Consider the following 20,604-nt stretch of genomic DNA (forward strand, 5'->3'; position numbering starts at 1 on the left):
AAGTCGCGGCCGCCGACATTCTGGCCCTGCTGGACCGGTTGGAGCTGCCGTAGGTCGTCCTGGGCGGATGCTCGATGGGCGGCTCCGTCGCGATGGCGGTGCTGTGGGCCTCGCCGCAACGGGGTCGCGGGTCTGCTTCTCGTCGACACCAGGGCTGTCGCCGACAACGGCGAGCGCGGACCGGCGGCTTTTCGAGCGGGCGGCGGTGGTGACCGCTTTGTTGCTGATGCTGCGCCGATCTGTGGCGAAAGCGGAGGACGAGGTGCGCGGCGAGCTGCTCACTGACCTGCTGACCTCGCCCGACCGTAACCGGGGCGCGCTGCTCGCCTGCCGGGGGCGACGGTGTCCCGCATCGCCGCCGAACTGCGATCCATCGTGGACATTCCGGTGACCGTCGCCTGCAGAACTTGTAGGCCTCGCGGATCCGCCCAGCCCTAGGCCCGTGAGCGGTTTTCGGTGCTATGGCGCCCAAAATCACTCACGGCCAGGTGGCGACCTTCGCCGCGGCGGCGCGTGGGGTCGGTAGCGGAACCGCCGCACGGCCGAGCACCCGAGTCTCGGCGCCGAAGCCGTCCACCCCGGCTTTCCCGGCTCGGCTGCAAAGCGATTATCACACTGGCCGCGTGTCGTCCATCCTGGTTCGATGACCTGTGGATCAGCGACGCCACGCCCGTTCCGTGCGGCATGTCCCGGTTACGGCTACTGTGCGTCACATTCCCGCTGGTATTGGGGTCTGAAGCTCTCTCTGGTGTGCACCGGGGACGGGATGCCGGTCATGTGGTGCCTGGCCAACCCCAAGATCGGCGAACGTGAGGTGCTGGCGGCCTTGCTCGACCACAACCACCCTCTGATCCGTGACGGCCAAGTCCTGCTGGCCGACAAGGGCTTCTCCGGCAAGGACTTCAAGAAACTCACTGAGGCGCAGGCTCTGCGTCTGCTGCGCCCGGACCGCAAGGACGAGACCTACCGCAACGGCAACCTTGGCGGAATACGCCAGTGGATTGAGTCGGTCAACCAGACACTCAAAGGACAACTCGGTCTCGAGCAGCACGGCGGACGCACCCCGGCTGGCGTGTTCCCCGCGTCGCCCAGCGTTTACTGGCCATGGCCGCCGGTATCTGGCACAACTGGACCACCGGCGTGACCAGCAAACGATCACTGATCGCGTTCGATCACTAACACCAACTTCACGGGATCAATCATCTAGACGACCACCCACCACCCACCCCCGACGCCCATGACACCACGGAAGGAGTAGAAGCGCCAAGTATGACTCAGTTTCGGGATAGTCATGGTAGACGCAGAAGGGAGGCCGCCATGGGTCAGCGTAGTTTGGTGAACAACGGATCCACTCCGGCAGCCACATCCGAGGTGGTGACCACGACCGGGGACGGCGGCATGACCGTCGCGTTCACCTTCGATGACGGCCCCCATCCGACCTACACGCCACAAATGCTCGACGTGCTCGCCAGATATGGGATCCAGGCGACATTTTGCTTGATCGGCGAGCAGGTGCAGGCCTACCCGGACCTGGTCCGCCGGATCGACGCCGAGGGGCACGAGCTGGGCGACCCCACGATGACCCACCCCGATCTGACCACCATCAGCCATGAGGCGGGCTACGCCGAAGTGATGGACACCTACTCGCTCATTGTCAACACGACGGGCCGGGACATCGCGTACTTCCGGGCACCATATGGCCACTGGACGGAATTCACGAACACGGTCGCGGCCGTCCAGGGCGGCATACAACCAATCGGCTGGGCCGTGGATACGAATGACTGGCAGCGCCCAGGCGTTCAGGCGATCGTGGACGCCGTGCGCAACGATCCTGCGACGCAAGGAGGCATCGTGCTGATGCATGACGGCGGAGGGGATCGCAGCCAGACCGTCGAGGCGGTGAACCAGCTCATTCCGTATCTGCTCGACCAGGGCTATACATTCGATCTCCCGCTCTACAAGTGACAAACCCGGCGGAGCACGCCGGCGAGCACCCGCGACGAAGCCGTCACGTGCAGCCCATGTCGGTGCCGAGACGGATGATCAGGTCGCGGAGTTCTTCGGGCGCCCTGGGGAGGATGGCTGGGTCCATTTCTTATTTACCAGGTGCTGGTGCCAGGCTAGCAGCGTGCGTGGGATGACGATCCGGTGGCCGCAGAGGGGCCGAGGTACGAGCCGCGAGTGCGGCCAGCAGCGCTCGGTCCGGTCAGGTGGGCTTCGGGGTGGGCATTTGCCGGCTCAGCACGGCCAAGATGGGGGAGCAGCAAAGGAAATCAACGTCGCCACCTGGCTAGGAGACAACGGAGTAGCCGCCGAACGTCCCATTCGTGATGTTGAGCAACCAGTTGTCGCTTTGGGTCGCGTCGTCACGTTCTGGCACGAGCTACCACCACATCAACAAGGCAGGACCGCCGACGTCGCCGTGGTGCTGCGGGACTTTCACAATCTACCGGCGCCCGAGTTCGACCTTCCCGAATTGACACCATTTGTCCGCAGCACGCGCCTCAGATGGCTACCAGGCCGGACTGTTGGGGCGGCCCTACTGCACCGACACCTTGTTGAACGGCAGCAGCGGGTCCAGGCATGGGAATACTACGAACAAGAGCAGCGCCACCACGCCCAGGAACAGCACGACCGCGAGCGCGAGCTTCGCGCCCACCGGCCCGGGCAGGTGCCGCCAGATCCAGCCGTACATCTATCCCTCCCCGAGGGCTTGTAGCAGTTGCGCGTAGGTCGCGCCGTTCCTCTTCGGGTACTGGTTGGTCAGCGCCGCGTGCACGATGAGCCGTTGCCGGTCCGAGAACTGGGGGTGGCAAGTGGTCAGCGTGAGCAGCGCGACCTGCTGGGCGGCCGGCAGCACGTCGGCAGGCTTCTGCGGCACCGGAGCGATCACCTGGACCTGGTCCGGGTTCACCACCTCGCGGCCCACGGTCTGACCGTAGGGACCGCCGTCCGGCGCGTTCGTCCGCAGCGTGCTGACCGGCGCACACTTCGGGTCGCGGCCCTTGCCGGTGCCCCAGTCGGCGATCTCCTCGGCGTACGGCAGCACGCGGTACACGAAGAGGTCGGTCTGGGTCTCGATGACGATCGCGTCACACGAGCTAAGCAGGTCGAGATCGTTGAACGGCGAACCCTTGCCGACACGGTGCCCGGCGACCGCGAAGTTGCCGGGTTCCCCGGGAAGCGCTGTGCCCTTGTAGTGCCCGGGCCCGATCTCCAGCGACTTGTCGGCTGTCCCCTGCTGGATGGTGAAGTGGTAGTCGGCGCCGAAGCTTGGGATATAGATCTTGGCGAAGGCCTGGCCGTCGATCAGCTCGGGATGCAACTGACGGCCCTTGGCCCAGTCGCCCTCCAAGGTCGAGGCGGCGTCGGTCTGCTTCCCGGCGGAGACCAGGTCGGTCACGTACAACTCGTAGACCGCGAACAGCATGACCACTAGGCCCACCGTGATCAGCAACTCGCCCAGGGTGTGGACAGTCTTCCTACCATGGCCGGGCGACGACTTCGGCGGAGATGCTTGCCGTATCGCCATGCGCGCTCCTCTCGTCGGTTCGGTGTTCGGCCCGATGTGCGGGAAGGCACCGCTCGCCGGCCGCCACCACTGGTCTGCGCCCGCGACCGCCCTCAGCGCCACTCGCTCGTGGCCTTGTAGTCGGCGCCGAACGGTTCGAGGGCAGCAGCGAAAAGTCGAGCAGGCTGTTGGCCGCGGAGCCATCTTGAGGGTGTCAGTAGCCGCTCAGGGCGTGGTTCACTTTGTCCGATGCGTGGATTCGTGCTTGTTCTCGGAACTTTCACCCTGGTCACCGCCCTGGCCGCGGCGGCCTGCTCGCAGCGGTCAGGACCGGCCACCGCGCCGCCCCCGTCCAGCGTGCCGCCGCCGGCCACCACCACCTCCGCTGCCCCGGCACTGCCGCCCGAGTCGCAGCCGGTAGCGGCGGGACCGTGTCCCTACCTCGCCACCGACTTCGTCGCCGGGGCCAATGGTCAGCGGGTGTCGGAGGTGAAGCTCTCGGCCGACCACCCCCATCCGGCGTGCTTCTTCTACGACCGGGCCGGGAACGTCCAGTTGACCGTGCGCATCTACGTCGGCGAACCCGCCGTCGCGACGGCTCTGGTGAACCACGCGGCGCCCGTGGACAGCAGCAATCCTGCGACCGAACCCACCGGCTGGCAGGGCGGATACCAGCAGACGGACGGGGGTGCGGTCTACGCGGTCGCGAAGCAGGGCGTGGCGATCGTGGTCACCACCGACCAGATGCAGACGGTCAAGGCGAGAACCGTTACGAAACAAGTAGTTTCCGCGCTCGGCCGCTGACGCAGACGGCCTGAGGCGGCCAGTCGATCTGGTACTCCGCCGCTCGCCATCTGCGGGGCAGCGGAGGACCAGCATCCGGGTTCGGTGTACCAATGGCTGTGGGCAATCCGTGTACCTGAAAGCAAAGAAGAAAACATCCGTCGGTGGCAATCGGCGCGTATCTCAACAACTCCTGCGCCACGTCGACCGCCGCCCCGCGCCGCAGCGACTCGGTCCCACAGGAGTGGTGGACTGTGTGCGGGCCGAACACCAATCCGGCGGCTGAGTTTCGCCAACTCGACCTGCTCGGCGGTTTCCTTCCGCGTTTGGCTCAAGACGATGTCTCCACGATACGAGGGGAAGACTGCTGGAAAGGACGCGTTGTCACGGGTTCAGACGAGATGAGTGGTTCTTGACAGTCGAGAGCGGGAAGAAGTCCTAGCTCGTTGTCCTCCATCGGGTGCACCGTTCGAAGGCCCAGCCAGACAGAGCTCGACCAGGCGTGGTCTGCCCGCCCGCGCGATTCCGGATCGCAGGCGGGCAGAACACCCGTTTTTCAGCGTTGCTTGGCGCGACGCTTCCGGCTCACGAACACGAATGCCGCACCCGCACCGAGGAGCACTACACCGAGGAAGATCATCTCTGGCAGGCTGGAAATACCGGTGTCGGCCAGCGAGTCCGTCCGCGTGTTGGATGGGGGCGGCGTGGTGGGCATCGGGGGCGTCGGCGGCACAGACGTCGGCGGTGTCGATGTTGGCGGCATCGGGGTCGTCGGCGGTTCCTGTGGGATGTACACGCCGGCGTCGATCGTGTGATCAACACCTCCTGGGTTGGTCGGCGCCGTGACAGGTGCGTATCCGTTGCACAGTTGCCCGGTGGTCGGCGGTATCACGTTGGAGTCATGTGCCCGGTCCTCACCGGCCAGCGGGAGTGTGAACCGCAGCTTGGTAGCCGGCGGCTGGCTTGGCACCTTGCTGGTGTTCGCGGTACACACGTCGAACTGCACGGTGTACTTCGCACCCGGCGTGAGCTCGTAGGCCGCGCCGACACCACCAAAGTAGTACTCGCCGGCGGCATCGGTCTTGGTCGTGGCGACCTGCTTACCGCTGGCGTCCAACAGGTTGATCGTCGCACCCGGCAGCGGCACCTGCCCGGGGTCCTGGATTCCGTTGTGGTCGCCGTCAAACCACACCACGTTGCCGATCTGGATCGGCGCATTCGCCGCCGTATAGGCGATATCGCCGAGCCCACCGGCCTTACCGAACCCATTCTGCGCCCGACCGACGAACTCGTAGGCGTTGGCGGCCGGGTTGTTACCGGGACCCTCGCCGGTCTTGATGTTGTGGTAACCGGTTCCGCTGGTCTCGATGTTGACGGTCGGGTCGAACTCCGTGCTGATGACCCATTGCTGCTGCGGAATGTAGGCCACCGCGCCTAGCGCGGTTTCCTGGTGCCCGGCGGAAAAGAATTCGCCCGGAAAGTATTCGACGACACTATTGCCCTGGCCGCCGTCGGTGGCGGGTTTCGCGTGGTTGGGGCAGTTTCCGGTGCCTTCCCACGAGTATCCACCGGCGGGATTGGCGCAGGCCATGTTGATGTCACCACCCGACATGCCGAGTTCCGGGGTGTTGTTGCCCGGCCGGGGGTCCAGCCCCCTCGCACTGAGAACGTCCATGAACCGGTCGCGGAAACCCAGGATCATCGAACCGTCACGGGCGAAGGCGAGGCTGGCTAACGCCGGCTGCGGATTGATGAAGGCGTTGCCCAGGCGGAATTCGTCCCAGCTTGACAGGTCGGTGTTCCACGGGTTCCAGTGGTTGTTCTGTCCCGCGCTCGGGCTACCGGCAAAGACGTCACCGCGCTCGGCCGTAAGCGGATGGGTCAGCACCGTGCTGAATTGCTCGCCGTCGTAGGCGTAGACGACCGCCTTCAGGTCCGCCCGGTTCTGCGTGCTTTCCGCGGAACACACTCCACCGACATAAAGCGTGTTGTTGTACGTTTCAAGCCCGAACGGCCGCCAGTCGGTGGCCGCCGCGCAACCCGGGTCCGGGATCGGCACCGTCGCTTCGGGTTGTAATGCGGTGGCCCCGGTCGCATCGAAGCTCACCAGGGTCCGGGTCAGCAGATTCACTGCGTACAGCGTCGCGCCGTCTTCCGACAGGGCCAGGCCACCGATGCTCTCTTTACCCGGCGCGTTGGTGAACCCGGGATCCTTAATCATGTTCGCGGTGTCGTGCGGCGTCACCGCGGCGCCTGGCACCTTCGCGAACAGGGTCGGCGCGCTTCCGCCCTTGACCGGCACGGTGTAGATGGCGTCACCGCCATCTGGCCCGTATGGGGCGTGCCGCCGGGCGAACTCGCTCTGGAACAGCCGCTGCCGGTACCTGTCGTAGGCCAGCCCGAAAGTCGTGCCCACCTGGGATTGCGTGGCGAGCGTGGTCGGACAAGCCACGTCGCTGGGACACGTACCCCGGGTGTTCATTCCGAACGCCACCAATGCCCGGGTGTCGGTCCCACCAGCACCACTCTGGATCGGCACGAAATACCGGGAATCGGGGAGCGTGTAGTCGGCCGGGTTCCAGACCCCGGTGATTACCGAGGCGTTCTTGCCGCCCGACACGTCCACGAACGTGGTGAAGCTGTCGAAGTGGTTCGCCGCGGTCGAGGCCGGCGCCGCCCGCAAATAATTGCTGTAGGGAGCCGGAACAGTGACGTCGACGCGGTACTGGCCGCCGGTCAGCACGGTCGACGACGACACGACGACTTTTCCGGTGGCATCCGTGGTGCCGGTGACGTGATGGCCGGTGGGGTCGGAAACGTCAACCTTCATGCCCTGCTGCGGCACATCCATGGTGGCGTTGATCACGCCGGTGCCAAAGAAATCGCGCAGCACCTCGACCGTCAGTGTGCCGTCAGCCGCCGAAGCCCCGGCCGCCCCCACCATCGGGCCTGTCGCGCTGCCTATCAGCAACAGTCCGGATAACCCCACACGCGCCAGTCGGCCCGTACGTTTCCCGGCTGTCCGGCTGAATCCTCTACCGGCTCGGTTCATAGCTATAGTTGTCCCCTTGTCAGGCGAGCAAGAACCGGCCTATACAACCAGAACGATGCACCGCATATACACCCAAATGCCGGGTGAATTGGGGGGTGAATCGGTGGGCCTGTTAACGTTGCGCGGCGTGCGGAGTATGAGAGTCCGGCAGCGTGGTCTGCGGCGTGGTGTTGGCCTGCGCCGGTGGCTGCGGCCATGGTGGGTGGTGGCCGTCGTGGGCTTTGCGGGTGTCGCGGTGGTCGCGTTTCTTGTCGTTGGTGGCGGTTCGGGCCCTGCCGGTCCGCGTGCTTTGACCTCGGATGAGGCGAACCGGCTGGCGATTACGCGGTTTCGCAATTACCAGGCGGGGGGCCGCGCGGTGACGATCACCGTGCCGAGTACCGCTGGTGGGCTGGTGATCAGGGGGTCGATCGACTACCGCGCCAAACTCGGGTACGGCGTGGTGCACGGCACCGGGCGTGATACGTCCAGCGACGGGCTGATCGAATGGACGGCCGACACCGTGCTTGTCCATCCGATGGCGAACGCCCCGGCGGAAGCACCGGCATCGCCGCCCGGGCCGGATTGGTTCAGCCGTCCGCTGCACACGACCGGCAGTGCGCTGGATGCCTCGTTGGCCATCGCGCTCGGTCTCGGCAGCGACCGGCCTGACAACGCCGCACTACTGCCGCAGAACGGCGCCACCTGGAGGGGACAGGACCAGTGGGACGGGCACCAGGTGGACGTCATGACCGGGCCGGATGCCGGTGCCAAGCCCGGTACGGGGGGCACCGTACGCTACTGGATCGGCTCGGACGGCACGATGTACCGGGTTCAGGTCGAGGTGGCTTCCCAACCGCGGCCAGTGGTCATCGATTTCGACACCGGGGAATATGTTCCGGTTCAGCCGGTACCCGGAGTCGGCCCGAGACCGTAGCCGCCGTTCAGGATGGCGCGCCACACTGTCCGTTGCCGACCGTCGGCTGGACGTTTCCCACCGCAGGAGGCAGTCTTCGGTCGGTACCGAGCCACCGGCGTGCCTCTCTCCGGTGGCACCATCACCTCGGACCCGGCCCTCGGCGCCAAAACCCCGGACGGACGCTACCTCATCCCGGCAGACGCCCACGTCCGCAGAGCACACTCCAACGTCGTTGGCGTCGGCCTCATGCTCCGTCGCTCCTACAGCACCGACGAACCCGCCCCCGGCCTGCTTTTTTCATCAGCTTCCAGAACGACATACGAACATTCACCAACACCCTGACCCGGATGGATCATTCCGACGCACTGCTGGAATTCACCATCACCACCGCCATCAGCACCGCCAGCGCGACCTTCCTGACACTCTCCGGATTCGACCAACAACACCCACTTGGCGCCACACTGTTCCTCTGAAACAGATCAACCACAGTGGACAGTTGTGAATAATAATCCATAGTGGACATCAAAGCACGCCAAGCTCGTAAGCCCGCATCAGCGCGTCCTCGCGGCTGGACGCATCCAGCTTGCGGTAGACGCTTTTCACCTGCGTGCGCACGGTGTTGACGGACACGACGAGCTTGCGCGCGACCTCCGCGATGGTCAGGCCGGCGCCCAGTTCGGTGAGTACCACCTGCTCGCGGTTGCTCAGTTCGACTAGCTGGACGCGTTCCGGGAACACCGGCCGGGTCCGCGCCAGGCGCTGTGCTGCCTCATCGGTCAGGGGGATGCGGGCCAGCCGGAACAGGTCGTCCCGATCGGCCGGCGACAACGAGGCGAGCGAGAGTACTTCATCGGGGGTGCGCACGTGGCTGACCAGCTGAACTGCCCGGTGGGCCTCTTCCTCGTCGCCCATCCGCAGCGCGGCGATCGTCCTGAGGAGCAGCAACTGCCGGGCGTCCCGGCGTGAGATGGTTTCGTGCCAGGAAATGCGCGAGGTTATCGCGCGGACCGCCTCGTATTCGCCGTTGAGCAGGCGGAGCCGGGCGGCAGGCAGCGTGAGCCACGACGCTTGCGGGTCCGACTCCTTGATCAACCGGAGTGCGCGGGTTGCCTGGCCGGTGGCGATCAGCAGCTCGACGTGGGCGCGTCGCATCACCCGCACGGCGGTGCCCTGTTTGACGAGCGCGGGCGCGTGGCTGAGCCGGAGCGTGCCGAGATGGGCCAGCGACGTCACCCGATCGCCGAGATACAGCCCGTGTGCAAACACCAGCGCCGCTACGAAGGGCCAGACTTCCAGCTGCTTGGTGCCGTCACCGGTGATCTCCAGGAGGTTCGCGAGGCTCGCCTCGTCGTAGCGGTCCAGCGCGTCCCAGCCCTCGGCGATCGTCCCACCCACGGTGAGCAGGAACCGGATCCGCTGGGAGGGCGATGCGAAGCCACGCATCCGGTCAAGCCACTGCCGCGCGATGGCACCGTGCCCAAGATCGGCGAAGATCATGGCGAGATTTGCCGTCGCGTTGAGGGCAGTGGCCGCCGTTATCGGCTCGACTGTCGCGTGCTCATACGCGTGGCGGTACAACTCGACCGCGGCCGGAAAGTCATCCATCAACGAACGCGTCAGACCACGTTGCATGGGAAGCCAGCCAGTGCGCGGTACCACATCGACGCCGGGCAGCGGGCTGAGCTGCGCCGCGCGGGTGGCCAGGCGCTGTCCCAACTCCTCGGCCTCGGCACACGCCCCTTGCATGCGTAACCCGATCATCGCCGCGGTGCCGACTGTGACCAGTGTCGCCACCGAAGTCTCACCCGCGATGTCCATCGTGGCCGCCAGGCGAGTACCGAGTTCTGTGTAGTGGCGCAGGTACGGCCGGAGCTCGCTGACGTCTGATTGGTTTGCCGCGTGGTAAGCGCTGATCCACGAGATCATCAGGCGCGGTCGCGCGCGCAGCTCCTCGTCCGGCACCTGACTAAGCACGAAAAGCAGCCGAGCGGCGAGTTCGCCCTCCACCGCGAGGATGTGCTGGTCGCACCAAGCTTCGAGTGCGGTCCAGTCGTGGTCCTCGGCGGTCCTGGCTAACGCTTCCGGTAGATCGGCTACTGAGACACGAGCGGGTTGAGTGCTGTCCGGCACCGTCGCCGCCCCTCCCTGAACCAAGCCGATAGATCTCACCCACAAGTATGAGGCACTGGCGCTTCGCGCGGGTGACCTACGGGAAATCCGGCCACTGATGTCACCCGATCGGGACTGATGCCGCTTGATCGGGTAGGAGCGTTCGTCTTGATCAGATAAGGAGTGGTTGCAGATTGGTTTTGCGTGGCGGTGCGGGTGGCGGAACCTCAGACGCCGTATGGACTGTGGATCCCCTCCTTATGTATGTCCAATACACGACGGAGAGGCTGTCCTCGCCTTACGACGTCTGAGAACCCGCGGCGGTGCGAGCAGAGTCCCACACCGTATGCGCCTCTTTGCTGACGCCGCATTCTGAGCGAGTTATCGCCGCGATGGAATCCTCTGGCACCGGTAAGGACCGGCATCACCACTCACGACCCGGCCGATGCCCGTCGTGAGTGACTGTTCCGGTAAGGACCGGCATTGTCGCTCACGACCCGTCAGGGCCTGCACTACCTTTTACGCAATGCGCCCTTCGGGATGGTGGGGTTGGCGCGGTGTTCGTAGCGGAGGACCTGCTGCCAGGGGGTTTCCTTGGTCATGATGCTGTCCTCTTCACTCCGCGATCGGTGCCACCATGGTCATGACGTCACGCTCCGCTCCGCATCGTCCAAGCGGTCCATTACGATCGCTTGCACCGGGCAGGCCGCCGCGGCTCGCTGAGCCTGCAGGCGCCGGGCGTCATCGGGGTTCGGCTCGTAGGTGAGCGCCTCCGCACCACTCAATCTGAAGGTCTCGTGGGCCAGGAACACGCACTGTGCGTATGCCTGGCACCGATCCAAATCCACGACGATCCGCATGGGCCGACTCCTTCGGTCCGCGCGTCCCGCCCCGCAGCGGGCCGTAGCTCGGTCAACCAGGTGACCAGCTGAGTAGCCCACCCACCGCCCGCCCGAAGCCGCACGCTGAGCGCCCGCGCAAACTCCGCGCCCGCGCCAATTCGCTCCGGCGGGAGCTCGGTTCCCTGCCACGATTGATGGTCTCGCAATTGATCAAAAGGGCCGAAAGCCACAACCCGCCCGGTGATTCGGACATATAGCTGAAAAGTTGAGCGTGGGTGCGGGCCGGCCTACGCTCGTTTGAGAGAGGTCCCACGCTCGGCCGAACATCCTGGAATCGGGCCTGCCAAGGTGGTTCTTTCTGAACCGGTGACCCGACTCATCGCGCGGCCGCGGTTCCACTCCGCACTTCTTGGCCAGGCTCGTCGACGCAGCACAGGCGTAGACCGCAGGCACGGAGGGGGCGCAGCAATGACCGACCTGGACACGCTGTCGGTGAACACGATTCGCGGTCTGTGCATGGACGCGATCCAGAAGGCGAATTCCGGGCATCCCGGGACTCCTATGGGTATGGCGCCTGTCGCATACACGCTGTGGCAGCGGTTCTTGCGCTTCGATCCCGCCGATCCCATCTGGCCGAATCGCGACCGTTTCGTGCTCTCCGAGGGCCACGCTTCTGCCTTGCTCTGGTCGCTCCTGTACCTGACGGGCGTCCGCGCGGTCGATCCCGACTACGAGGTGTTAGGCCGCCCGGCGGTAGCCATCGACGATCTGAAGTCCTTCCGGCAGCTCGATTCGCGCTGCCCAGGTCACCCCGAGTACCGGTGGACGAGCGGCGTCGAGACGACCACCGGCCCGCTCGGCCAGGGGGTGGCCACCTCCGCCGGGATGGCGATCGCCGGGCAGTGGCTGGCGGCGAGATACAACCGTGAAAACTTCACGCTCTTCGACTTCGACGTGTACGCGCTCGCCGGGGATGGCTGCATGATGGAGGGCATCTGCTCCGAGGCTGCTTCGCTGGCCGGGCACTTGCAGCTGTCCAACCTGTGCTGGATTTACGACTCCAACCGGGTCACCATCGAGGGCCACACGGGCATCACCTTCACCGAGGACGTTGCCGCTCGCTGCCTGGCCTACGGCTGGAACGTGACCACCGTTGCCGATGCCAACGACCTCGATCAGATCGGCCGCGCCTTCCACACCTTCCGGGCCGAGACCGAGCGTCCGACCTTGGTTCTGGTGCACAGTCACATCGGCTACGGCTCGCCGGTCGAGGATTCACCGAAGGCACGCGGAGCCCCGTTCGGGCTGGAGGGGGTCAAAGCCACCAAGCGCGTCCTCGGAATTCCGCCGGACGCCAGGGTCGCGGTGGAACAGGCTTCCACGTTCGGCTGGGACCGGTATGTCGGTGCCGGCGGAGCCATCGTCGGTATGCACACCTTCGGTGCCTCCGCACCCCTCAAACAGCTGCTCACGAAGTTCGGATTCACGCCTGAGCGCGTCTCGCAGGTGGCACGCGAACTGGTGGCCCGGGCTGAGGAGGCGATGACGTGAAAGCGACTCAGACCCTGCACGAGCTCGGGCAGAGCCTGTGGCTCGACAACATCACCCGCGACATGCTCGACTCCGGTCGGCTCCGGCACTACATCGACAACTACTCAGTCACCGGTCTGACATCGAACCCCTCGATCTTCGACAAAGCGATCTCTTCCGGCTCGTACAACGCGGCCATCCGCGCCAGAACGGCGTCAGAACAGCCGGATGAGGAGCTCTTCTTCGAGCTGGCCATCGAGGACCTTCAGAGAGCTGCCGATCTTTTCCTGTCCATTCACGAGCGAACGGACGGTGTGGACGGCTGGGTGTCCCTGGAGGTCTCGCCGCTTCTGGCGTACGACACCGCACGGACCATCGAAACGGCGAAGGCACTGCACGCCCGAGCGGGCCGGAGCAACCTGTTCATCAAGATCCCCGGTACCGCCCAAGGTCTACCAGCTATTACCGAGTGCATTGCCTCGGGCGTACCGCTGAACGTCACCTTGTTGTTCTCGGCCGACCACTACCGGGCTGCCGCCGACGCGTACCTGACGGGCGTCGAGCGAAGGGCGGAGCAGGGACTCGATCCGGCCGTGGGCTCGGTGGCCTCCGTTTTCATGTCCCGCTGGGATGCCGCTGTCGGCAGCGAAGTACCGGAAGATCTGCGGGACCGGCTCGGCCTCGCGGTCGGACAGGACACGTACCGGGCGTACCGCACCCTGATGGACTCGGACCGGGTACAACGCCTGGAGAACGCCGGTGCACGCATGCAGCGACTGCTGTGGGCGAGTACCCGCACCAAGGACCCCGATGCGTCGGACACGCTGTACGTCCACGGACTCGCCGCGCCGTTCACGGTCAACACGATGCCCGACGAGACGCTCAAGGCCTTTTACGATCACGGCGAGGTGGGCGAGTCCATGCCCGTCGACGGCAACGGCTGCGACGCGACGCTAGCGCGGTTCGCCGACGCAGGCGTGGATGTCACGGCGCTCGCTGCCAAGCTCCAGAGCGACGGCGCGGCATCCTTCGTCGCCTCCTGGAACGACCTTCTCGCCTGCATCTCCGCACAGCGGGAGGCCCTTGTCCGCCCCTCCTCCTGACCCGAACCGACCGATCCGAGGGTCGAGAGATGTCCATCACACCCCTCCGGCAGCAGTCGTCGTGGAAGGCACTTGAACAACATCACGCCGAGATCGGAACCGTCCATCTGCGTGAGCTGTTCGCTCAGGACCCGGGCCGCGGGGAGCGCTTGTGCGCGGAGGCGGCCGGCCAGTACCTCGACTACGCCAAGAACCGCGTCACCGGCGAGACGATGCGCCTGCTGTGCGAGCTGGCCCGAGCGTGCGGAGTGGAAGAGCGCAGGGACGCGATGTTCTGCGGCGAGCACATCAACGTTTCGGAAGACCGCCCGCCGCTGCACGTGGCCCTGCGCATGCCCAGGAGGAGTTCGCTCGTTGTCGACGGCGTCGACGTCGTCGCCCAGGTCCATTCCGTCCTGGACCGCATGGCCGCGTTCGCCCAGCGCATCCGGTCTGGCGACTGGAAGGGACACACCGGAAAACCGATCACGAACATCGTCAACGTCGGCATCGGCGGCTCCGACCTCGAGCCGGTCATGGCGTACGAGGCGCTGCGTCACCACACCCAACGCGATTTGACATTCCGCTTCGTGTCCAATGTGGATGCAACCGATTTCATTGAGGCGACCCGAGATCTCTCCCCGGAAGAGACCCTCTTCATCGTCTCCTCCAAGACCTTCGGCACGCTGGAGACCCTCACCAACGCCCGCTCGGCACGCGACTGGGTGGTCAACGCCCTCGGCAGCGAGCAGGCCGTCGCGCGGCACTTTTCGCGGTCTCGACCAATGCGCCGCGGGTAGCGGAATTCGGCATCGACACGGCGAACATGTTCGAGTTCTGGGACTGGGTGGGCGGTCGCTATTCGATGGACTCCGCCATCGGTCTTTCCACCATGATCGCGCTCGGACCCGAGCAATTCCACGACATGCTGGCGGGCTTCCACGCCATGGACGAACACTTCCGCACGGACCCACTCGAGGCGAACCTACCTGGGATCATGGGACTGCTCACCGTCTGGTACGCGGAATTCTTCGGGGTCCAGACCGTCGGCATCATGCCCTATGAGCAGTATCTGCAGCGGTTCCCGGCCTACCTGCAGCAACTCACCATGGAGTCCAATGGCAAACACGTGACTCTAGTACGGCAGCCGCACTTTCCGGTTGGGCTATGTTCGCTGGTCACGACGTAGTCGGGCGCGGTGATGGAACCAGCGGGCGCGAGCTTGGTGTCGGCGTCGCCACCAGACCCAGTGCAGGTGGTGGGTTTCGGGGTGGAGCCGGCGGGTGACCAGTGTGAATAGTCGTTTGATCTCGGCGACAGTGAGTGCGATCAGGCCGGGATCCTCGGGTGGCTGCTGATCGGGCGTGGTGGGCAAGATTGGTGCTGGAGCTCGGGTTCTGGCTTGGGCTGCGGTGATGGCGCAGACGGCGAGCGCGGCCAGAGTGAGTACGATGTGCCGCAGCAGTGCGGTGTAGAGGCGGACCTGGGAGTGATCAAGTCCGAAGTGGTCTTTGCCGAACTCGAACCCTTCTTCGACTGGCCAGCGCAAGCATGCGACCCGCACGAGGGTCATCAGCGTGATCGGCCGTCCAGCGGGAACGTGACAGTAGTGGTAGGCCAACTCGCCGGTCTGCAAGTGTTTGCGTATCAACAGAAAGTGGCGTGGGCTCGCGGTCGCGATCCAGGCCCAGGCGTACATGCGTTCGCCTTTCGACCCGCTCACCGAGCAGACCTGCCAGACCCGCTCGTGCTCGCGGCTGGCCAGGTGCGTGGCCACGGTAGCGTCCGCGCGTATCCGCTCACCCGTTGGCAACTCGATGGTGAAGGCGCACCCGACGCGCATCACGTACCCGATCTCGTTGTCCTCCAAGAAAGTCCGTAGCGGGCCCGATCGGCCATAAACCTCGTCGCCCGCCACCCACGGCGGTATCGTCTCATCCGAGATCATGTCAACGAGAATGTCTTGCGCCAGTTGCGGTTTCGTTCGGAACTCGGTCTTGTCGGGAACACCGAGGGCGACACGGCGATCAGGATCGTCGAGCTGTTCGGCCGGCACATAGATGCGGGCGCCGACCAGTGCGTGCCCGCCGGGGGTGGCGTACGAGCAATAGACTGTGTTCACCCCATTCGCGACCCGGCCCGCGCAGCCCATGTACTGCCGTTTGGCGCCCGCAGTGCATTCCCCCTGTTTCTCCTGACCGGACTCGTCCAGCGCCACCACCCGCAACGGCTGGTCTCCTAACTGGTCGACCACGAACCGTCGCACCACCCCCTGAACCTGATCGTGGTCCCACACCGCGTGATTGAGCAGCCGCTGCATCCGATCCGGAGTCCGGTCTCCCGCGTGCTCGGCGATGGTCCACCCGTTCTTGCGCGGCAGATCACTCATCAACCCGGACATGTACTTCCTGGCCTGCCCAAACGGCTTCGCCCGCGCGAAACACGGCCTCAACCGTCCGTGCAGCACCTCCAGGTTCGCCACCGCACGCGCACCCTCTACCATGACAGCCGCAGCCGCCTCACGATCTTCTTGCGTCACAACATGATCATCGCGAGGCGGCTGCCCGCCTGATCAACAGGGCCCCCTCAACGCCCCTGACCAGCCAAGATCACGAAAGTGCGGCTGCCGTACTAGAAGGAACAGCGATCGACTACGACACCGGGCCCGTCTACCGGGGTGAGCCGGGCACCAACGGTCAACACAGCTTCTACCAGCTCATGCACCAGGGAACCCGGCTGATACCGGTCGATCTGATCGGCTTCGGCAAAAGCCTCAACCCGCTCGGCGACCACCACGACATCCTGTCGTCCAACATCTTCGCGCAAGCTGATGCTGCCGGCCGCCGTCGTACGGCCCCCGATTCGCAGACCGAGACGTTCACCGCGCTGCGGCTGGAGGTGGACAACTGGCGCTGGGCCGGTGTGCCGTTTTACCTGCGCTCCGGCAAGAAACTCGCACAGCACCGCGAGGTGATCACCCTCGGCCTGCGTGAGCCGCCCCTGAGGATGTTCCCCATCGATCTCCCCCAGCAGGAGAAGAAGCGAGGCAACCAGATCGTGATCGACTTCGGGGACCCCGGGTGGATCGCCGTCTGCTTCCTGGCAAAAGAGCCCGGCCCCACCATGCGACTCGCACCAGAAGCAATGACCTTCCGCTACGCTGACTCCTTCTGCCAGAATCACGGGCTCGAAGGCTACGAACGATTGATTCTGGACGCCATGCTGGGCGACCAGTCGCTGTTCACCCGGTCGGACGGCATCAAGCGCATCTGGGACGCATCGACCCCGTTGCTCGAGAATCCACCGCCGCTACAGTTGTACGCCCCCGGCTCTTGGGGCCCCGAACCGGCCGTCAGCGAACTGATCGCACCACACCAATGGCATTTGGAAGACGCCGACGACGCCGTGCGGAAATAGCTTCGTTGCGCACGACGCGCTGGTGACACCACACGAATCCTCGTTCGCTACGACTGCACCGGTATCGACTCCGACAAGGGATGGTCGGCCACGCCCGCGAGCAGCACCCTTGCCCTCCCTGACTGCACTCTACGTGCTCGTCGACGACCACGTTGTTTCCGCCCGCACAGGGCGAGGTCGTCAACCGCTACTCACGGACAGTGCGCTCATTGCTGATGGGTTCGGGCTTCGCGCCGCCCGAGCCGTCGGCGGAAGCGGTCGCGACGTCTTGGGCAGACGGTCGAGCGGTGTCCATATCGGACGGTTGGGTGTGCGTGGTGCAGGACCAACGCCCGTGAGCGTTTTTCGGTGCTATGGCGCCCAAAATCACTCACGGCCAGGTGGCGACCTTCGCCACGGCGGCGCGTGGGGTCGGTAGCGGAACCGCCGCACGGCCGCGAGCATCCGCGACGGCGGCCCGGCCTGTGGACCAGCGGGGGCTCGGCGCGAGCGCGCTGGAGGATTCACCGGCGCGGAGCCTGGCGGAGCCTGGGGGAGAGAGAACCGCCGCACGGCCGAGCACCCGAGCCTCGGCCTCGCGGCCGCCGACATCCTGGCCTTGCTGGACCGGTTGGAGCTGCCGCAGGTCGTCCTGGGCGGATGCTCGATGGGCGGCTACGTCGCGATGGCGGTGCTGTGGGCCGCGCCGCAACGGGTCGCGGGTCTGCTTCTCGTCGACACCAGGGCTGTCGCCGACAACGACGAGCGCGGACCGGCGGCTTTTCGAGCGGGCGGCGGTGGTCACCGCCTTGCTGCTGATGCTGCGCCGATCTGTGGCGAAAGCGGAGGACGAGGTGCGCGGCGAGCTGCTCACTGACCTGCTGACCTCGCCCGACCGTAACCGGGGCGCGCTGCTCGCCTGCCGGGGGCGACGGCGTCCCGCATCGCCGCCGAACTGCGATCCATCGTGGACACGCCGGTGACCGTCGCCTGTACAATTTGTAGGCCTCGCGGATCCGCCCAGCCCTAGGCCCGTGAGCGTTTTTCGGTGCTATGGCGCCCAAAATCACTCACGGCCAGGTGGCGACCTTCGCCGCGGCGGCGCGTGGGGAATCCGGTCCGGAGGACACCCTGACGCCGCCGGGGAACGCGCGCGAACTCGCCGGCGCGCTGTCAGGAAGCGAGCTCGTGACGCTGCCCGGTGCCGGGCTCCTGCCGTCGATCGAGTCGCCGGACGCGTTCGCCGAAGCCGTCCGCCCCCGGCTTTCCCGGCTCGGCTGAGCGCTAGCCAGTTCTCGCCAGGTGGTCGGGCATCCCGCTGCGGCCGAGCCCTTCACCTCCCGGGTCGATACCGGCAGCTCGCACGCCGAGGTCACCACACGGGTCGCCGGCTGCTGCTGGCCTCCGCGAAGCCGCCCGGTTTATACGCTGGACTCGCGCCCGGCCGCCGAGTAGCGTTCCGGTCGCCCGGCCACGGCTCATTTGGCCGGGTCCAAGCAACCACCCCCATCCGCCCGGTTCGCTGGTCGGGAGCGGGGGCGCTTTTGCGGGGTTCCCGGCCTGCTGGGGGTTCAGGCTTGCCCTGGTTGTCGGAGAGCCGAGCGCCGGTGATGACGTCGAGGTCGGCGCTGGCCTCGAAGGCGCATTTCGACCGAGTACCGGGAAAGACGTGATCATTTCCGGCGGTGAGAACGTGTACCCTGCGGAGATCGAAGCTGTGCTGCAGAGCTTCGACGGTGTATCCGCATGCGTCGTGATCGGCGTACCGGATGAGAAGTGGGGCGAAGTCGGCAAGGCTGTGATCGTCGTCGATCCGTGAGCCCGCATCGACGAAGCCGCAATGCCTGCTCAGTTATGGCTTCACCTCGCCGCGTACAAGGTGCCCGAGTACGCGCAGTTCGTCGACGCGGTGCCCACCACCACATCCGACAAGATCGCCAGGTCCAAGGTGCGCCGGCTTTACGGTGGCGGCGCGGCCGGAGAACGGGGTTCGAAGCACCGAGCCCCCTCCTGCCCTGGAGTGCCCTTCTGAACCACACAGTTTGCATGTTCGTCCCATTTGGGTAGCGCTGCTTGGGCTAATTAAGCAAGACTGCGGCTGTTAGCCGATGTGTTCATCCTCTCAATTCCCGGAGGCGCGTGATCCAGGACTGGCTCGACACGACCTTGTGGAGTCATCCGGCCACCACTATCGCGTTCGTCATACCGCAAAATTCGCGCCCTGCAAAGGAAAAGAGGTTCTCGTTCAATGCAAGACGACCTAACGGAGCAGATACGGACTCTCAGTACCTGGCTTCGTGATACGGACAGTTTCACCGAAACCGTTGCCCACTGGCTGAACAGCCGGGTTGATTACATCTCGCTGTGCCACGAGTACTGCCTCGTCACGCCCGAACATGCTGCGGCATTGGATGTTTCGGCAGGCAGCAAGGCGTTATATCGACGCGGATATCTCGAAGCGGAATCGACCGTCTTTCGGCAGCGGGTGGCCGACGTACGAGCCGTCGTGGTCGAGGACCGACTGCACTCGGATGCCCGACAATTGCTGGAGTCCAAGAAGGTCCCGCTCGGTAGGATCCTAAGCGGCCACGGGATGCGGCGGCACACCCATGACATCACCAGCGTCTCAACGGTCGATGCCAACGGCCGACAGGTATTGCGCGTGGCAGCGACGGTCACGATCGCCGGTGAGCTGGTCGCGGCCGTCGACGAGATCGTCTATCTCCAACTGTTCAAGCTCGGGCCGTCGCGATGCGACACCACGGACGATGCCCCGGTCATCGACAGACTGCCGAACGCCCGAAGGCCACTGGAATCGCCGATATCCCGGAGGCCAGCGCATCGCGCGTGACCGCCGACGCCGCTAGTGACCAGCCTCGGCAGCCCGTTGCTCGCGGATGCTGACCTGGCTGGACCCGGAACTCGAGCGGCTGTGGCAGGCCCCGGCCGACACTCCCGCCTACCGCAAGGGAAATGTCGCGATGGCCGACGCGGAGAGACGAAGTGACTGAGCAGGCGCCGCTGCGCATCGTGGTCGGCTCCGACGACGCAGGTCTGCAGTACAAGAACGCGTTGAAGAAGAACGGGAGAACGACCCGCGCGTGGCTCACGCGGTGGACGTGGGCGTCGGTTCCGACGAGCACACCGCCTACCCGCACGTGGCGGTCAACGCCGCCCGGATGGTCGCCGAGGGCAAGGCGGACCGCGCGCTGCTGGTGTGCGGCGCCGGGCTGGGGTGGCGATCAGCGCGAACAAGGGTCCACAGCAGATAGCCGGACGTGCCCGAGCCGCACCTACCGTGGAATGCGACGGGGCGGTAAGAACCCGGTCCGGAACTAAGCGAACTGAGCGGCGGCCTACCGCGATGACCGAAACATTCCTTGCCTGACCGGCCGATGAGC

At 65.6% G+C, this 20,604-nt stretch carries 18 protein-coding genes and 6 pseudogenes; 18 read left to right on the forward strand and 6 right to left on the reverse strand.

What is annotated here, in order from left to right; all coding sequences use genetic code 11:
* Nucleotides 1-5 precede the first annotated feature (5 nt).
* From ACRXBZ_RS35015 to ACRXBZ_RS35025, 3 genes and pseudogenes are all read left to right on the forward strand, one after another.
* Nucleotides 6-174, forward strand: a pseudogene (locus tag ACRXBZ_RS35015) (alpha/beta fold hydrolase); the annotation flags it as partial.
* Between the two features lie 423 nt (nucleotides 175-597).
* A pseudogene (locus ACRXBZ_RS35020) lies at nucleotides 598-1,179 on the forward strand (transposase); the annotation flags it as partial.
* A 219-nt stretch (nucleotides 1,180-1,398) separates the two neighbouring features.
* Nucleotides 1,399-1,965: a polysaccharide deacetylase family protein gene (locus ACRXBZ_RS35025; protein WP_433882713.1), complete on the forward strand. Its 567-nt coding sequence runs from the start codon at nucleotides 1,399-1,401 to the stop codon at nucleotides 1,963-1,965.
* A 574-nt stretch (nucleotides 1,966-2,539) separates the two neighbouring features.
* On the opposite strand, the gene ACRXBZ_RS35030 is transcribed toward ACRXBZ_RS35025, so the two are convergent.
* Both ACRXBZ_RS35030 and ACRXBZ_RS35035 read right to left on the reverse strand, forming a co-directional pair.
* Complete coding sequence (locus tag ACRXBZ_RS35030; RefSeq protein ID WP_433882714.1) at nucleotides 2,540-2,695, reverse strand: hypothetical protein; 156 nt, start codon at nucleotides 2,693-2,695, stop codon at nucleotides 2,540-2,542.
* The gene (locus tag ACRXBZ_RS35035) at nucleotides 2,696-3,532 is read right to left on the reverse strand and encodes a class E sortase (protein ID WP_433882715.1); all 837 of its coding nucleotides are present in this window, start codon (nucleotides 3,530-3,532) and stop codon (nucleotides 2,696-2,698) included.
* A gap of 228 nt (nucleotides 3,533-3,760) precedes the next feature.
* Between ACRXBZ_RS35035 and ACRXBZ_RS35040 the strand changes: the two genes are divergently transcribed.
* Nucleotides 3,761-4,315, forward strand: a complete 555-nt coding sequence (locus ACRXBZ_RS35040) for a DUF2020 domain-containing protein (RefSeq protein ID WP_433882716.1) — start codon at nucleotides 3,761-3,763, stop codon at nucleotides 4,313-4,315.
* A 535-nt stretch (nucleotides 4,316-4,850) separates the two neighbouring features.
* Here the strand turns inward: ACRXBZ_RS35040 and ACRXBZ_RS35045 are convergent.
* Nucleotides 4,851-7,265, reverse strand: a complete 2,415-nt coding sequence (locus tag ACRXBZ_RS35045) for an SdrD B-like domain-containing protein (RefSeq protein ID WP_433882717.1) — start codon at nucleotides 7,263-7,265, stop codon at nucleotides 4,851-4,853.
* A 217-nt stretch (nucleotides 7,266-7,482) separates the two neighbouring features.
* Here ACRXBZ_RS35045 and ACRXBZ_RS35050 point away from each other — a divergent pair, with 217 nt between their 5' ends.
* Nucleotides 7,483-8,262 (forward strand): hypothetical protein, encoded by a 780-nt coding sequence (locus ACRXBZ_RS35050; RefSeq protein ID WP_433884071.1) that lies wholly within the window; start codon nucleotides 7,483-7,485, stop codon nucleotides 8,260-8,262.
* Between the two features lie 12 nt (nucleotides 8,263-8,274).
* Nucleotides 8,275-8,586: a hypothetical protein gene (locus ACRXBZ_RS35055; RefSeq protein WP_433882718.1), complete on the forward strand. Its 312-nt coding sequence runs from the start codon at nucleotides 8,275-8,277 to the stop codon at nucleotides 8,584-8,586.
* A gap of 180 nt (nucleotides 8,587-8,766) precedes the next feature.
* Here ACRXBZ_RS35055 and ACRXBZ_RS35060 read toward each other — a convergent pair whose 3' ends face one another.
* Entirely contained in the window at nucleotides 8,767-10,374 is a 1,608-nt protein-coding gene (locus ACRXBZ_RS35060) for a helix-turn-helix transcriptional regulator (protein WP_433882719.1), read from the reverse strand.
* A 620-nt stretch (nucleotides 10,375-10,994) separates the two neighbouring features.
* The gene (locus ACRXBZ_RS35065) at nucleotides 10,995-11,213 is read right to left on the reverse strand and encodes a ferredoxin (protein ID WP_433882720.1); all 219 of its coding nucleotides are present in this window, start codon (nucleotides 11,211-11,213) and stop codon (nucleotides 10,995-10,997) included.
* Nucleotides 11,214-11,663: 450 nt separating this feature from the next.
* Here ACRXBZ_RS35065 and ACRXBZ_RS35070 point away from each other — a divergent pair, with 450 nt between their 5' ends.
* The 3 genes and pseudogenes from ACRXBZ_RS35070 to ACRXBZ_RS35080 all read left to right on the forward strand — a co-directional run bounded on the left by ACRXBZ_RS35070 (nucleotide 11,664) and on the right by ACRXBZ_RS35080 (nucleotide 14,996).
* Nucleotides 11,664-12,746, forward strand: coding sequence for a thiamine pyrophosphate-binding protein (locus ACRXBZ_RS35070; protein ID WP_433882721.1), 1,083 nt, complete (start codon nucleotides 11,664-11,666; stop codon nucleotides 12,744-12,746).
* Nucleotides 12,743-13,828 (forward strand): transaldolase, encoded by a 1,086-nt coding sequence (gene tal, locus ACRXBZ_RS35075; RefSeq protein WP_433882722.1) that lies wholly within the window; start codon nucleotides 12,743-12,745, stop codon nucleotides 13,826-13,828. The genes ACRXBZ_RS35070 and tal overlap by 4 nt, the downstream gene beginning before the upstream one ends.
* Nucleotides 13,829-14,040: 212 nt before the next feature.
* A pseudogene (locus ACRXBZ_RS35080) lies at nucleotides 14,041-14,996 on the forward strand (phosphoglucose isomerase-related protein).
* Here ACRXBZ_RS35080 and ACRXBZ_RS35085 read toward each other — a convergent pair.
* Entirely contained in the window at nucleotides 14,973-16,346 is a 1,374-nt protein-coding gene (locus tag ACRXBZ_RS35085; RefSeq protein ID WP_433882723.1) for an IS701 family transposase, read from the reverse strand. The pseudogene ACRXBZ_RS35080 and the gene ACRXBZ_RS35085 overlap by 24 nt on opposite strands.
* 56 nt (nucleotides 16,347-16,402) lie before the next feature.
* Between ACRXBZ_RS35085 and ACRXBZ_RS35090 the strand changes: the two genes are divergently transcribed.
* The 9 genes and pseudogenes from ACRXBZ_RS35090 to ACRXBZ_RS35130 all read left to right on the forward strand — a co-directional run.
* Nucleotides 16,403-17,224 carry a phosphoglucose isomerase-related protein gene (locus ACRXBZ_RS35090; RefSeq protein WP_433884072.1) on the forward strand — a complete coding sequence of 274 codons (822 nt, stop codon included), beginning with the start codon at nucleotides 16,403-16,405 and terminating at the stop codon, nucleotides 17,222-17,224.
* A 109-nt stretch (nucleotides 17,225-17,333) separates the two neighbouring features.
* Nucleotides 17,334-17,435, forward strand: a pseudogene (locus ACRXBZ_RS35095) (IS982 family transposase); the annotation flags it as partial.
* A 283-nt stretch (nucleotides 17,436-17,718) separates the two neighbouring features.
* Nucleotides 17,719-17,969 (forward strand): annotated as a pseudogene (locus ACRXBZ_RS35100) (alpha/beta fold hydrolase); the annotation flags it as partial.
* A 31-nt stretch (nucleotides 17,970-18,000) separates the two neighbouring features.
* Nucleotides 18,001-18,186, forward strand: coding sequence for a hypothetical protein (locus tag ACRXBZ_RS35105; RefSeq protein ID WP_433884172.1), 186 nt, complete (start codon nucleotides 18,001-18,003; stop codon nucleotides 18,184-18,186).
* A 70-nt stretch (nucleotides 18,187-18,256) separates the two neighbouring features.
* Nucleotides 18,257-18,484, forward strand: a complete 228-nt coding sequence (locus ACRXBZ_RS35110) for an alpha/beta fold hydrolase (RefSeq protein ID WP_433882724.1) — start codon at nucleotides 18,257-18,259, stop codon at nucleotides 18,482-18,484.
* A gap of 388 nt (nucleotides 18,485-18,872) precedes the next feature.
* Nucleotides 18,873-19,022, forward strand: a complete 150-nt coding sequence (locus tag ACRXBZ_RS35115) for an AMP-binding enzyme (RefSeq protein ID WP_433882725.1) — start codon at nucleotides 18,873-18,875, stop codon at nucleotides 19,020-19,022.
* 21 nt (nucleotides 19,023-19,043) lie between these two features.
* Nucleotides 19,044-19,235: a hypothetical protein gene (locus ACRXBZ_RS35120; protein ID WP_433882726.1), complete on the forward strand. Its 192-nt coding sequence runs from the start codon at nucleotides 19,044-19,046 to the stop codon at nucleotides 19,233-19,235.
* A 216-nt stretch (nucleotides 19,236-19,451) separates the two neighbouring features.
* Nucleotides 19,452-20,054 carry a hypothetical protein gene (locus ACRXBZ_RS35125; protein ID WP_433882727.1) on the forward strand — a complete coding sequence of 201 codons (603 nt, stop codon included), beginning with the start codon at nucleotides 19,452-19,454 and terminating at the stop codon, nucleotides 20,052-20,054.
* 152 nt (nucleotides 20,055-20,206) lie between these two features.
* Nucleotides 20,207-20,465, forward strand: a pseudogene (locus ACRXBZ_RS35130) (RpiB/LacA/LacB family sugar-phosphate isomerase); the annotation flags it as partial.
* Nucleotides 20,466-20,604 lie beyond the last annotated feature (139 nt).

Source organism: Saccharopolyspora hattusasensis, from assembly GCF_050972075.1.
In the GTDB taxonomy this organism is placed as follows: domain Bacteria; phylum Actinomycetota; class Actinomycetes; order Mycobacteriales; family Pseudonocardiaceae; genus Saccharopolyspora; species Saccharopolyspora hattusasensis.